The 14423-nt window shown below is 41.7% G+C and carries 9 protein-coding genes, 5 pseudogenes and 1 other annotated feature; all 14 genes and pseudogenes read right to left on the bottom strand.

What is annotated here, in order from left to right; genetic code table 11:
- Window positions 1-96 precede the first annotated feature (96 nt).
- Window positions 97-1227, bottom strand: a complete 1131-nt coding sequence (gene rpoD, locus JCM21738_RS12825; protein ID WP_023627277.1) for an RNA polymerase sigma factor RpoD — start codon at window positions 1225-1227, stop codon at window positions 97-99.
- 43 nt (window positions 1228-1270) lie between these two features.
- Window positions 1271-3078: pseudogene (dnaG, locus tag JCM21738_RS12820) on the bottom strand (DNA primase).
- Window positions 3079-3093: 15 nt separating this feature from the next.
- On the bottom strand, window positions 3094-3450 hold the full coding sequence (locus JCM21738_RS12815; RefSeq protein WP_369385733.1) for a DUF188 domain-containing protein: 357 nt from the start codon (window positions 3448-3450) through the stop codon (window positions 3094-3096).
- A complete protein-coding gene (locus JCM21738_RS27890) occupies window positions 3447-3509 on the bottom strand; it encodes a hypothetical protein (RefSeq protein WP_500778551.1) in 63 nt (20 codons plus the stop codon). Before JCM21738_RS27890 ends, JCM21738_RS12815 begins: the two co-directional genes overlap by 4 nt.
- 348 nt (window positions 3510-3857) lie before the next feature.
- Window positions 3858-4675 (bottom strand): annotated as a pseudogene (locus JCM21738_RS12810) (pyruvate, water dikinase regulatory protein).
- A 29-nt stretch (window positions 4676-4704) separates the two neighbouring features.
- Window positions 4705-5334, bottom strand: a complete 630-nt coding sequence (gene ccpN / locus JCM21738_RS12805) for a transcriptional regulator CcpN (protein WP_023627273.1) — start codon at window positions 5332-5334, stop codon at window positions 4705-4707.
- A gap of 330 nt (window positions 5335-5664) precedes the next feature.
- A pseudogene (glyS, locus tag JCM21738_RS12800) lies at window positions 5665-7737 on the bottom strand (glycine--tRNA ligase subunit beta).
- On the bottom strand, window positions 7730-8620 hold the full coding sequence (gene glyQ / locus JCM21738_RS12795; RefSeq protein ID WP_023627271.1) for a glycine--tRNA ligase subunit alpha: 891 nt from the start codon (window positions 8618-8620) through the stop codon (window positions 7730-7732). The pseudogene glyS and the gene glyQ overlap by 8 nt, the downstream one beginning before the upstream one ends.
- A 125-nt stretch (window positions 8621-8745) precedes the next feature.
- Window positions 8746-8917: a binding site (T-box leader), on the bottom strand.
- A 108-nt stretch (window positions 8918-9025) separates the two neighbouring features.
- A pseudogene (gene recO / locus JCM21738_RS12790) lies at window positions 9026-9779 on the bottom strand (DNA repair protein RecO).
- A gap of 31 nt (window positions 9780-9810) precedes the next feature.
- Entirely contained in the window at window positions 9811-9954 is a 144-nt protein-coding gene (locus JCM21738_RS23365) for a YqzL family protein (protein WP_023627269.1), read from the bottom strand.
- Between the two features lie 169 nt (window positions 9955-10123).
- Window positions 10124-11050 carry a GTPase Era gene (gene era / locus JCM21738_RS12785; protein ID WP_023627268.1) on the bottom strand — a complete coding sequence of 309 codons (927 nt, stop codon included), beginning with the start codon at window positions 11048-11050 and terminating at the stop codon, window positions 10124-10126.
- A gap of 282 nt (window positions 11051-11332) precedes the next feature.
- On the bottom strand, window positions 11333-11683 hold the full coding sequence (locus JCM21738_RS12780; protein ID WP_321172040.1) for a diacylglycerol kinase family protein: 351 nt from the start codon (window positions 11681-11683) through the stop codon (window positions 11333-11335).
- Window positions 11684-11702: 19 nt separating this feature from the next.
- The gene (gene ybeY / locus JCM21738_RS12775; RefSeq protein WP_023627266.1) at window positions 11703-12173 is read right to left on the bottom strand and encodes an rRNA maturation RNase YbeY; all 471 of its coding nucleotides are present in this window, start codon (window positions 12171-12173) and stop codon (window positions 11703-11705) included.
- A pseudogene (locus JCM21738_RS26755) lies at window positions 12170-14350 on the bottom strand (HD family phosphohydrolase). The gene ybeY and the pseudogene JCM21738_RS26755 overlap by 4 nt, the downstream one beginning before the upstream one ends.
- Window positions 14351-14423 lie beyond the last annotated feature (73 nt).

Below are 14423 nucleotides of genomic sequence, written 5' to 3'. Positions count from 1 at the left end.
AGACACTAATCTAAGTGGATAAATTTATACTTTCTTATCCAGTAAAAAAGGAATAGTTTACTTTTATTTTAAAAAGTAAACTATTCCTTGGCAATCCTATTCTAAAAAGTCTTTCAATCGTTTGCTGCGGCTTGGATGTCTCAGCTTACGAAGTGCTTTAGCTTCAATTTGGCGAATACGTTCGCGCGTAACGCCAAATACCTTGCCCACTTCTTCCAATGTGCGTGTGCGGCCATCATCGAGACCGAAACGGAGTCGAAGGACGTTCTCTTCACGGTCAGTAAGAGTATCAAGGACATCCTCCAGTTGTTCCTTCAAAAGCTCATATGCAGCATGTTCAGAAGGAGAGGTAGCATCCTGGTCCTCAATGAAATCACCAAGGTGGGAATCATCTTCTTCCCCTATCGGAGTTTCGAGGGATACAGGCTCCTGGGCAATCTTAAGGATCTCGCGCACTTTCTCAGGCGACAGGTCCATGTCTTCGCCAATCTCTTCAGGCGATGGTTCGCGGCCTAAGTCCTGAAGGAGTTGTCTTTGTACACGGATCAATTTATTGATGGTTTCCACCATATGGACAGGGATCCTGATTGTCCTTGCCTGGTCAGCGATAGCACGAGTGATGGCCTGACGGATCCACCAGGTAGCATAAGTACTGAATTTAAAACCTTTACGGTAATCGAACTTTTCAACCGCCTTGATCAAACCCATATTCCCTTCCTGAATCAGGTCAAGGAATAACATACCACGGCCCACATAGCGTTTCGCGATACTTACCACGAGTCGGAGGTTTGCTTCGGCAAGACGTCTTTTTGCTTCTTCATCGCCTTGTTCGATTCTTTCTGCCAGGTTGATCTCTTCTTCTGCTGAGAGCAAGTCAACTCGGCCAATTTCTTTTAAGTACATCCTTACCGGGTCGTTGATTTTGACTCCCGGCGGGACACTTAAGTCATTCAAGTCAAATTCTTCATCGTCTTTTGCAAGCTGTTTGATGTCAGGGTCTTCAACTTCATCGCTTTCACCTACGAGTTCAATCCCTTGTTCTCCGAGGAACTCATAGTATTCATCCATTTGATCGGAATCAAGGTCAAAACTTGATAACCTTTCTGCGATATCATCATAGGCAAGGACACCTGTTTTCTTGCCTATTGCCGTTAACTGGTCTTTTACTTGTTCAACTGTCACTTCATTTTCGGTGACTTCTTTAGAACGGGCTGACTTTTCAGCCATATGTCCCCCTCCTTCCAAAAATCAAAAACAATCAGCATAAGCTTTATAAGGTCTTGCGCAATTGGATAATTTCCGTTGCAATAGCCGCAGCGCGCAAGAAATCGTTTTGTCGTTCTGCCTGTTTTTGTTCTGCCATTTTTTCCTTTATTTTTAACATTTTTTGATAATTCAAGACCTGCTTGATATAATCAGATAATTCCTGGTCACTGATTTCCTCGTTAAGAGGCATCATCTCTATATTAGCAACGACCCTTTTTAGCTTATTATCATGTAGATAATTTAAAAACGCGCTTGGGTCAGGATCATGTCCTTTTTCATAGTATGCAAATAAATAAGTAATAATAGCCTGATGTTCATCAATGTTAAATGTACTTCCTGCAAGCATTTCCTGTACCTTATATGCGACATCGGCGTCTCTCATCATATGAAAGATCATTCGCCTTTCCGCAGTGTGGTATGCAGGCTTCAGTTCTGATTTCCTGGCGTAGCTTATAGGTTTTGATTCCGCTCGCGGTTGATTTTGCCTCTTTTGGCCTGATGCCTGAACCAGCTGATTAAGCTGTTGGGCTAATGCATCTAGTGATAGCGAAAACTCATTCGCAAGCTGCCTCAAGTAAAGGTCTTTTTCTACTGCTTTATCGAGCGTGCTGATTTCTTTAAGTACTTCTTCGATATATTGAAGGCGATCTCCTTCATTCTGAAGGTTTTTCCCTCGGCGATAATATATTAATTTAAAGGCCATCAAAGTGGCGCTGGAGCCAATAACATCGTTCCTGAATTTCTCCTCGCCATGCACCTTTATGAAATCATCAGGATCCATTCCATCTGGCATTATTGCAACCCTGACAGCGAATCTCGCTTTTGTCAGCATTTTCGATGCCCTGAAAGCCGCTTCAATACCGGCTTTGTCCGAGTCGTAACAAATCGTTACAGCTTGCACATTTCTTTTCAGCAAGGAGATATGTTCTTCAGTTAACGATGTCCCCATCGTGGCGACCCCGTTTTCCACGCCTGCCCGGTTAGCGGAAATAACATCAGCGAATCCTTCGAAAAGTACAGCTTGCTGCTGCTTACGGATGACGCCACGAGCAAGGTGGAAATTATATAGAATTTTACTTTTGTTGAAGATTTGCGTTTCGGGACTATTTAGATATTTGGGTCCTTCGCCCCCTAGTGCCCGTCCTGAAAACGCAATCGTATTACCCTGATGGTCGAGAATTGGAAACATAATCCTGTTCCTGAACCTGTCAAAGTATGTCCCATCGTTTTCCCGCTGGATGACCAGTCCTGCTTTCGAAATGAGATCCAGCGAAAATCCCCGCTTTTCAAGCAGTTTAACTGCAAAGTCCCATGAAGCAGTGAATAGCCTATTTGGAATGTGTCAATAGACTCCTGTGTAAATCCCCTATTAAGGAGATATTCCAGGGCCTGTTGACCCTCTTTTGTATTTACAAGCAAATGATGATAAAATTTACGCAATAGTTCATGCGCTTCGACCATTAGCTTTGAGCCTTCTGGCAGTTGTGGGTTGTTCTTCCCCGAAGCCGGTCCTTCCAGCTTCAGTTCGATGTCCGCCCTTTCCGCGAGATTCACTGCAGCTTCTTGAAACGACAAGCCATCAATCTCCATCAGGAATGAAAATACATTCCCGCCGGCACCACAACCGAAGCAGTGATAAATCTGCTTATCAGGTGAAACTGAAAATGATGGAGAATTTTCCCCATGAAATGGACAAAGCCCAAAATAATTCCGGCCTTGTTTTTTCAATTGGACGTAATCACCAATGACATCGACTATTTCAACCGCCTGCCGGATTTCATTTACTTTTTCTTCGGCAATCCTCTCTGCCATAAGCATGACCTCTAATTAGTTATGATTACTTGAACATATCTTAAAATTCGACAAAAGTATGTTCAATTCCTTGATAAACTTTTCCCTGTCTTTTTCAGTAAAGGGTTTTGGGCCCTTTCCATAGGATCCCTGCCTTCTTGCTCTGGCAGAAAGATACCTTAAGTCAAGGGCAGTCTGAATGTCCTTTTCTTCAAATAAATTTCCCCTGGGAGAGATGGCATAAACCCCTTTCGCAATGAGTGTAGATGCAAGACCGATGTCCTGCGTCACCGCAAAATCACCTTTCTTCACGTGATTCATTAAATAAAGGTCCACAGCCTCCTTATAAGAATCGACAAAAACCCAGCTCTGCCCTTGAAGGTCGTTCTTCATATGGCATAAGAAGCCACAAAAACAGCTTCGATGGAAAACTTCGAAGCAATTTCGACAATTTCCTTTATGACCGGGCAAGAGTCTGCATCAACAAAAAGGGTCTGACTGTTGATTTTACTAGTATTAATTCTACATCACTCCGCATATTCCTTCTTAAGGATTGTATTTTTTCAAGGGAATTTTGTCGAATTTTTTTTGCAACCAACATCTTGACAACTGATAGTAAATAGTTTATTCGTAATCTGTCTAGTCTAAACCTAATCAGATACATTTTTATCACAATTTTTTATTATAGTATAAGAAAGCTTATTTTTCCATTATTTTTTCTCGTTTCATATATTATTTAACATACGAAAAGAGCCTTAACTAAAGAACTGTCAAAAAGAAAAGCACATACAAAATATGTGCTAAACGTCCATTTTCTTATTACGGACCATATTAAGAATGACATTTGCGGTTTCTTCCACCGCTTTGTTGGTTACATCGATGACTGGACATCCTATTTTTTCAACAATCCTATCAAAATATTCTATCTCTTCCTTGATTCTTTCGATATTGGCATAGATCGCCTGATCGTTCAAACCAAGTGATATTAACCTTTCACGGCGGATTTGGTTCAATTTATCCGGTGTTATCCTGAGGCCGAAGCATTTTTCCCTTGGAACAAGGAATAATTCTTCTGGCGGGTCTACTTCAGGCACTAGCGGTACATTCGCAACTTTGTAACGCTTGTGGGCGAGGTATTGTGATAATGGTGTCTTCGATGTTCTCGAGACTCCCACCAGGACGATATCCGCTTTCAGTATTCCTCTTGGATCTCGTCCATCATCATATTTTACTGCGAATTCGATTGCTTCAACTTTTTTGAAGTAATCTTGGTCCAGCTTACGTACAAGTCCAGGTTCGTAAAGTGGTGTTTCACCACTTAGTTGTTGAACCTGCTGTATGAGTGGCCCCATGATGTCACATGCATAGATCCCCTCTTTGGTGGCAGACTCTTGAAGATAGTTGCTTATATCTGGCTTGACCAATGTGTAGGCGATCATCCCTCCATCATGCTTAGCAAGTGAAATGACTTCGTCAATATGTACTTTATCCTCTACATAAGGAAATCTTTTAAGTGAAACATCCAAATGTTCGAATTGGCTGATGGCAGCTTCGTAACTTGCTCTGCTGTCTCACCTACAGAGTCAGAAACCACATAAATAATAGGTGTTTTATTCATCTTTGACCAACCCCTTTTCTATTTGCTTCTTATTCCTCTGCCAAAGCCACAAAAGCCTTAGTGATGTTTGTTTTAGTCAATCTTCCTACTAACTCGTACCCATCATCTGTATCTTTAATGATTGGAAGGGCATCAATCTGCTTTTCAATTAATTCCTTCGCAGCATCAATAAGCAGATCATCCCGACGGCACACTGTAATATTAGGCATCCTTGTCATGATGATATTGACTGGCAAAGTAGTCAGCTCCTGCTTTCCAATGCTTGCTCTCAATAAATCTTTGCGAGAAAGGACACCTACTAGCTTTGAAGATTTATCGACCACAAATAAAGTGCCTACATCTTCAAGGAACATCGTAACGATTGCATCATAGACAGATACATTTTCAGGAACAACCACAGGAATGGATTGATAATCCCTGACGAGGATTTTTTTAAGATTCTCAGAAAGCAGCTGGTTCCCGGATTTGCCTGTGTAGAAATAACCTACACGAGGTCTGGCATCCAAATACCCCGACATCGTCAGGATGGCAAGATCTGGCCTGAGGGTAGCCCTTGTCAGATTTAATTTTTCAGCAATATGCTCTCCAGTAATCGGTCCGTTTTCCTTTACGATTTGCAGAATGTGCTCCTGGCGTTTATTCAGTTCGATTGTCCTCACCACCCATCGGGAGTTTTTTATAATAAGCTATTCTCGCATTGGTTATTAAGTATTAAGCTATTTATCCGTTTTACTATCAAAATCATGTTGCTCATGGTTGTACTGATCCATAGAAGCATTAGACTGAGCGTATAAGCAGTCTTTATGTAAAAAAGTCTAATAAATTTATTATATACTACACGAGGTAATAAATAGGAATAAATATTCTATACTTATTAACATTTAATGAAGATTTATGCGAGCAACATTTGCACACTGACTTACGTTACTTGCTAAAGTGCTTCCTGTATATTGGAAGGCACTCAAATCAAGCATTTCTTAAAACGGTGCTTACTTTACGACGATATCATTTACTTTTGCAAGCTTCATGATCAAAGCTGCCAGAGCAGCCATCTGATTCAGGCGGTTTTCACGCACATCCTGTTTATCAGACATGACCATTGTATGCTCAAAGTAATCATTGATTTCAGGTTTAATGTCAACTAAAAGCTGATAATATGAAGCCGCATCCATGCCGTCCTCGGCCTTCTTTCCGAGATTAAGATATTTTTCATACAACCTTTGTTCATACTCGTTTTCGAAATGTTCTGGATCGATATCGCCCTGCACATCTTTCTTGCTTGCGATATTGAGAACCCGGCTCAATGCTTCCATGCTCTCTTTAAAGCCCTCATCACTGCTGGCCGCCTGGAGCGCTTCTGCTTTTTCAATCAGTCCGGATACAATACCGATCTCTCCTCCAAGTACGGCGTCAATTAAGTCGTAACGGATTCCACGCTCCTGTAACAAGTGCTTGACTCTCAATTTAAAGAATTGGATTAGGTCATGGTAAATTCCTTCGTCAGGGCGCTTTGTAATTCCCGCTTCTGAAACAAGGTTAAGTGAAAGGCCAACTAGGTTTTCAAGTGAGATGTTCCATTTCTTTTCGATCAGGGTCTGCATTATTCCAGCCGCCTGTCTTCTCAATGCATATGGATCCTGAGATCCGCTAGGAATGATGCCTAGCGAGAAGAACGCAACAATTGTATCGAGTTTATCGGCAATTGCAACCAACGCTCCCGCTGGTGAACCTGGTATTGAATCGTCTGCATTACGAGGCATATAATGCTCATTGACAGCCACTGCCACTTCTGGACTCTCGCCTTTTTGCAAGGCATACTTTTCTCCCATTATCCCTTGTAGTTCCGGGAACTCGTATACCATCTGTGAAACTAGATCGAATTTGCTGATTTTGGCCGCCCGGTCCGCAAATTTTATTACATCAGGAGCTAAATCCAATCTTTCAGCAACTAAGCCCACAAGCTTGCGCACTCGTTCTGATTTTCCAGCAATTGTTCCGATATCTTCGTGGTATACAACATTCTTCAATTTTTCCAATGCTTCATCAATTTGCATTTTTTGGTCTTCCTTATAGAAAAATGCTGCATCCGCTAGACGCGCTCTTAGTACTTTCTCATTACCGCGTGCAACCTTCTCAATATGGAGGTGATCACCGTTCCTTACTGTAATGAAATGAGGCAGCAATTCTCCGCTCGTGGATTTCACAGGAAAATACCTTTGGTGCTCCTTCATGGAAGTGATGAGGACTTCGCTGGGAATTTCCAGAAACTCTTCCTCGAAACGGCCATATAATGCAGTTGGATATTCAACCAGGTTAGTGACTTCTTCCAATAAGTCTACATCAACCGGAATTACCCAGCCGTTCTCATCCTCAATTTTTTCTAACTGAGAAGTGATTGCGTCCTTTCGCTTTTGCGCATCAGCCACTACATATTGCCCTAGCAACGCTTCTTCATATTCCTGAGGATTTGATAATTGGATTTCTCCTTCTCCAAGGAATCGATGTCCTCTTGTTACGTTACCAGTTTTGACACCAGCAATGTCAAATGGAATGATATCATGTCCGAACATGGCAACAAGCCATTTGATTGGCCGGACATAACGAAGCTCGAGGTCTGCCCAGCGCATGTTTTTCGGGAATGTCAACCCAGATATGATTGTTTTCAATTCAACAAGCAACTCAAAAGTTTCTCTTCCTTTGGTGAATTTCTTTACGTGAGCATATTCAACACCGTTGATTTCTTTAAAATATATATCGTCTACCGTCAAACCCTGTCCCCGTGTAAAGCCAATCGCTGCTTTTGACCATTCTCCGTCCTCATCTAAAGCGATTTTTTAGCAGGCCCTTTGCTTCTTCCTCACTGTCTTCCTGGCGTTCATCAACATTCAAGACTAGTAATGCAAGCTTCTGGGGGTGGAATAAAGCTGGATGGCTTCGAAACCAATATTGTTCGTTTTCAGCCAATTGTCCACCTTTGAAGCCAACTGGTTCATGGAGTCATTAATAAATCTTGCAGGCATTTCTTCCAAACCGATTTCAAGCAATAGATTACGTTTAGTCATTTTCCACCTGCTCCTTCCGTTTAATGATTGGGAAGCCTAACTTTTCTCTTTCTTCATAGAACGTTTTCGCAATTTTTTTGGCAAGGTTGCGGATACGGGCAATATAACCTGTCCGTTCAGTAACGGAAATAGCTCCTCGTGCATCAAGAATGTTAAATGTGTGAGAACACTTCAGGACATAGTCATATGCAGGATGTACAAGCCCTTCGTCCATCTGTCGATTTGCTTCTTTTTCGTAAATATTGAAAAGGTTGAAAAGCATGTCTTTGTCAGATGTTTCGAAAGTATATTTTGAATGTTCATATTCTGGCTGCCCAAAAATATCCCTTACGGTAAAACCGTTTGTCCATTCAAGATCAAAGACATTTTCTTTTTCCTGGATATAGGACGCCAGTCGTTCGATTCCGTATGTAATTTCAACGGAAACCGGTTTGCAGTCAAGTCCGCCCACCTGCTGGAAATAGGTAAATTGCGTGATTTCCATGCCATCCAGCCAGACTTCCCATCCTAGTCCTGCGCAGCCCAGGGATGGATTCTCCCAGTTGTCCTCTACAAAGCGAATGTCATGCTCAAGTGGATCAATTCCCAAAGCTTTCAATGAATCCAAATACAGTTCCTGAATATTGTCTGGAGAAGGCTTCATGATCACCTGGAATTGGTGGTGCTGGTAAAGCCTGTTTGGATTTTCTCCGTAGCGACCATCAGCCGGTCGGCGAGACGGCTCCACATACGCGACATTCCAAGGTTCCGGACCAATTGCCCTTAAAAACGTGTATGGGCTCATCGTTCCTGCACCTTTTTCCGTGTCATAAGCCTGCATGAGGACGCATCCTTGTTCAGACCAGTGTTTTTGCAATGTTAGTATCATATTTTGGATATTCATCTTTACACCTCCGAAGATTTTAAATCAATTGTCATTAGTTTCTTTCTTGAGTTTTGGCTTTAATGCAGATCGGAAAATCACCAAATGTAAAATAAAAAACTCTCGCCCCCTATGCATATTCAATGCATAGGGACGAGAGTTTACCCGCGGTTCCACCCTATTTGCTGCAAATAGCAGCCTCTTTAAAAGTGATGTCGCTCCGGAACGCCTTCCTTAATTTCTGCAATCCGGCTCACACCATTCCCGGACTCGCTTATACAGAGGGATTTAAGTACTCTTTTCCTTCACCGCAACATATGTAATTTTAATCAACCTTTTCAGCGATGCGAATGCTTTCAGCATATGGGTTGCATGCTAATAGCTTTTGATTTGAATAATAGCGAAAAGAAGAAGCAATGTCAATAGTTACAGTTGGTCCCTGAATGAATCCATTTGATCAAGAAATTTCCTTGTTTTCAAATACAGTCCTGAGTACTCATCATAATAAGCGGAAATCACTTTTTTTCAGCTCTTCTTTTGTCTCTGGCTTCACCGATATATTGCCAAGACGGCTTAGGTCGAGCAAATAAAATAAACGAAGCAGCCTAACTGTGCCTGGCGAAGTTTTGATCCTGTACGGATCCATTCCAAAACACCGATGACAAAGCAGCCCGCCCTCTCTGATTGAAAAGTTGAAATCACCCTCTGTACTGCCGCAGTTTGCACACTTGTCCAAAACTGGATACAATCCCTGGACATTCAGCATTTTCATTTCATAAATAAAAGTGAGGATCTCCATATCGTAGCCTTCATTCATATATTTTAGCGTCTGGAGAAGCAATTCGAACAAAAAAGGGTTGGCCATCTTGTCCTCTGTCACTTTATCAGTCAAATCTACAATATAGCTGGCATGCGCTGTAAGGAAGATATCCTCCCGAATCGACCTCATCGAAGAAATCATATCCCCTTGCTGAAGACCGCCGAGTCCAGAACTTGCCTGGAAAAGGAACTGTCCATAAGTAAAAAGCTGGGTGACAGCAGCTAGCCTGCTATTAGGCTTTTTAGCACCTCTTGCCATCACACCAACTTTTCCGAATTCCCTGGTATATAAGGTTACAATTTTGTTGTTTTCACCATAATTCGTCGTTCTAATGACAATGCCTTCGCATTTCTGCAGCATCTTCTGTCACCATCCATTACTACAGACAAACCTATGAGATTGGAAAATCAATTTCTGCTAGTTCTTCCTCCTGATAACCGGGTATTTCTTGATCGTCTTTCTCTAATTCCTTAAAGAGAAGATATGTGTCAATGTTACCTGTCTGAGAGAACACTTTCCAGGTAAAATCCAACATCGAAAACCCCACCTTTCATTTTTCACTAGCAATTTATTTATCCCAAATCCTTATGAATATCATAGCCTGTCAATCAGATTTTCATGTTACATAAAAATTGTTAATCCTATTTATGAATAATATTTGCAACTCATTAATATGTTAATGAGGGAGCATTTGCCAAACAGGCTTAATACTCATCTTCCCTGAAGCCAAGATCCCGAAGCTGTGTGGCCTTGTTTCTCCAATCCTTCTGAACCTTTACCCATAATTCCAGAAACACTTTTGTACCGAGCAAATTCTCGATATCATGACGTGCCCTTTTGCCAATTTCCTTCAACATACCGCCCTGCTTGCCAATGATGATGCCCTTTTGCGAATCCCTCTCGACAATGATTGTGGCCATGACATGCACCATTTCTTTTTCGGGCTGGCGTTCCATTTTTTCAATTACAACAGCAAGTGAATGTGGGATTTCTTCCCTTGTCAGATGCAGCGCCTTTTCTCTGATCAGTTCAGAAACAATAAAACGTTCTGGATGGTCCGTTACCTGGTCAGCGGGATAAAACTGTGGCCCTTCAGGCATTTTCTCCTTGATTTGCTCCAGGAGCTTTTCGACATTGTTTCCTTCAAGAGCAGATATCGGAACAATTTCAGCGAAATTGAACTTTTCATTGTAGGATTCAATTAATTTTAGCAACTCATCTGGGTGGATCAGGTCAATTTTATTGATGACAAGGAAAACCGGAGTTTTTACATTTTGTAGTTTCTCAATGATAAATTCTTCCCCGCGTCCATATCCTTCCTGAGCATTGACCATAAATAATACCAGATCTACTTCTTTTAAAGTATTCTGTGCAACCTTCATCATGAAATCGCCAAGACGGTGCTTTGGTTTATGGATCCCTGGAGTGTCTATGAAAATCAGCTGTGAATCATCGAGTGTCAGGACACCTTGAACCTTATTGCGGGTCGTTTGCGGCTTATCGCTCATAATCGCAATTTTTTGCCCGATTACCCTGTTAAGAAAGGTCGACTTGCCTACATTAGGTCTTCCAATGATTGAGATGAAGCCTGATTTGTGAGATTCGTTGTTGCCTTGATTATTAAAGTTCATACTTTATTTCCCTTCTCCACTTTATTTTAACTTATTTTCAGTGTGATTTCATCGTTTGTAGCAAAAAAATATAAAATTTTTAATTTTCAAAAAATATACAACCACTGTTTTTACACTGTGATGATATTTTACTTAAGTTTTTCCCTGTTTTCAAATTGGTTCACCATAAGCACCAATTTTTAAGGACTTCTTGCTGATAACCCGTTCTCTAATCGTACTTCCCATGGATGAAAAAACAAATAAATAATAAGGCCTTCAAAAAAAGTTGCCCAGTACGGACAACTAATTAAACCATGCAAATATTCTTGGCAGAAAAATAATCAAACCAATCAATACACTGGACATCGCAAACACCAGGACAGCACCAGCCGCGATATCTTTTGCCTGTTTAGCAAGCGGGTGGTATTCTTTCGTGTACATATCAACCGTTCTTTCAATTGCCGTATTCATCATTTCCATCGAAATCATTCCGCCAATGGATAGGATTATTGCAATCCATTCGTACTTATTAATCGAAAAAATAAACCCTGATACAATGACGAAAACGGAGATAGCCAGATGGATTCGTACATTTCTTTCCTTTGCTGCCGCTTCCACAATTCCCTCGAAACCAAACTTGAATGATGAAGCCAACGGATGCTTCCTCTGTTTATCAGCGGCCAAGCCCATACCCATCCAGAATTTCTTTTTGTCTGTCAAACATCTGTTTTTCATCCTGTTCATTCATATGGTCATATCCTAATAAATGCAGGAGACCGTGGACCGCCAGGAAACCAAGTTCCCGCATGAAAGAATGGTTATATTCTTCAGCCTGCTCTCTTGCTTTTGGTATGGAAATGATGATATCGCCAAGAATCCTCGGGATATCATCACCGACTATTTCAAGCTCCCCTTCACCCATCTCCTCCAGCGCGAAAGAAATCACGTCTGTCGGGCGATCCTTGTCACGATACTCACGGTTTATCTCCTGAATCCTTTCATTCGACACGAAGGTAACGGATAATTCGCTCCCCTCCTGGACATTCTCTTTCTCTGCCGTATAGTTCAACAATTTTTCTATTTCATTTATTTCTTCCTGTGTTAGTTCATTTATTTCATCCATAAAATCGATCTCTAAACTCATGCCTGCTTCACCTTCTGCTTATTCATTTCTGGATATTCTATTCTTGAGTGGAAGATTCCCTTTAATGTTTCACAAAGTGTATCAGCGACGGTATCCAGCTCTTTCAGCGTAATATCACACTCACTCAGCTGCCCATCCTGAAGCCGATCCCCAATTATATTGTGTACCAAATTTTCAATTTGTTCATGGGTCGGGTGCGCCATCGAACGCACAGCAGCTTCAACACTATCCGCAATCCCAATGACCGCAGACTCTTTCGTTTGCGGATTCGGTCCAGGATAGCGGAAATCCTCCTCTTTAACTTCCTGCCCGCTTTGCTTCGCTTTATGGTAAAAGAATTTTAGCAACGTGGTTCCATGGTGCTGTTCTGCAATATCAATGATTTCTTTTGGCATCCGATGCTTGCGCAGCATCTCAGCTCCGTCAGTCGCATGGGCGATGATGATATTTTTACTTGTCAACGCCGGCAATTTATCGTGCGGATTATCCATGTTAATCTGGTTTTCAATAAAGAATTGCGGACGTTTCGTCTTTCCGATGTCATGGTAATAGCACCCAACCCTGCAAGAAGCCCGTTAGCCCCTATCGCCTCACATGCCGCTTCTGATAAATTAGCCACCATAACACTATGATGGTAAGTTCCAGGAGCTTCCGTAAGGATCTTCCTTAAAAGCGGGTGGTTTGGATTGGATAGCTCGATCAGCCTTAAAGTTGAAAGTATACCAAACCCAGCTTCAAAAAATGGCAGCAAACCAATCGTCAATACTGCTGAAACAATCCCTGAAACGAACGCTGCGATAAAATAAAAACCATATTCAAGTCCGGAATATTGGCTGTTCCTTAAAAACAGAATCGAAAGAATAACAATCAGATTTACGACCGAGACACTCAGACCTGCCTGTAGAATCTTTGACCGTCTGCTCTGTTTCTGTAAGAATAATATTGCCGCCAGTCCGCTGATTAAAATATAAACTCCTATGGTGACATTCAAGGTTCCGGTAATACCTTCATTAAAGATGATTGTCCCGCTGATCGCAAGAATTGCCATCTGAAACAAAGCCAGTCTTTCATTGATCAAAATCTTGATCAACATCGCTCCCATTGCTGCAGGGAAAATATAGCCGATTTCCGAGTATTCGAATTCGTCGAAAAGGCTGACCATCTTCATCAACAATATGGAGGTAATAAAAATAATGCTGAATATCAAAAGGTTCTTCTGCTTTTTATCAACGTTTTCCATTTCGTTGAAAATGACAAACAGCGCAAATAGAACTAACGCCACGAGCATAGCCAGCCCGATAAAAGGCTTATAGGAGTTTTCACTTTCTAACAGACCTACAAGTTGGAGCTTTTTATAGACATCCCTGCTGATGAGCTGCCCTTCGTCGACAAGAATTTGCCCTTCGAGGATCCTGACAGGTTCAACACTGTCCATAGCCTGCTGACGCTGATCTTCAGTTGCTTCTGGATCGTAGAACTCATTCTGGACGACAGCATAGCGGCCGAGTTCGATAACAGCTTTCTTTAAACTGCTGCTTAAACTTGTATACCTTAATTCTTCCTCTACGTTGAGTTTTGCATTCTCTACTTCATCTGCTGGAACACTGCGTTTCATCGTATTGTTGATAGCTGTAACAGTAAGGTCTTTGGCAACCAGCAGTTCCTCCTTCGAAGCTTGAAGCAGAGCAAAGAACACTTCATCAGATAAGCTTTTCGTTTCATTCTCGGTCAACTTCGTTTTTAACATAGCCAGTTTTTCTTCCTTCGAAGGACCTTCTGGAACAGGCTTATCTTCTACATCTGCCTCTTCAGCTGCTTTTTTCTTCTGGTCGATCTCTGCCTGCACTTCCTCATTGACTTCTGAAACAGAACCGAAAATGGAAGTGACCAAATCAACTATTCTGTGCATATTCACTCTTGACTCGGTAAACATCCTTGACTTGTTCGACCGCTTTCCTGCGGTCCGCTTCAGTGCTTTCTTTATCCTCAATTGTAATAGGGGACCTGATGGTTTTCTCTGCCACAGAGAATAGCTTCAAATTAAGCTTTTCAGGCTTTACATTGTTGTACATCGCGGAATACATCACGACACCAATCAGCAAAAATAATAAAATCCGAAAGATTTTTATATTCAACAAGTTCAAAATGGCAGTTAACTGGACCTGCAGCTTATCCATATACAGCCCTCCTAATCGAAAAGCGCAAGCGCCTTGGTCAGCCCCGACAAGCGTTGCCCGCCTATAACGCCAC

It is taken from the genome of Mesobacillus boroniphilus JCM 21738, assembly GCF_000517385.1.
Taxonomy (GTDB): Bacteria; Bacillota; Bacilli; order Bacillales; family Cytobacillaceae; genus Mesobacillus; species Mesobacillus boroniphilus.
The sequence above is the reverse complement of the archived record's forward strand: the minus strand, read 5'-3'. Positions and strand labels throughout refer to the sequence as shown.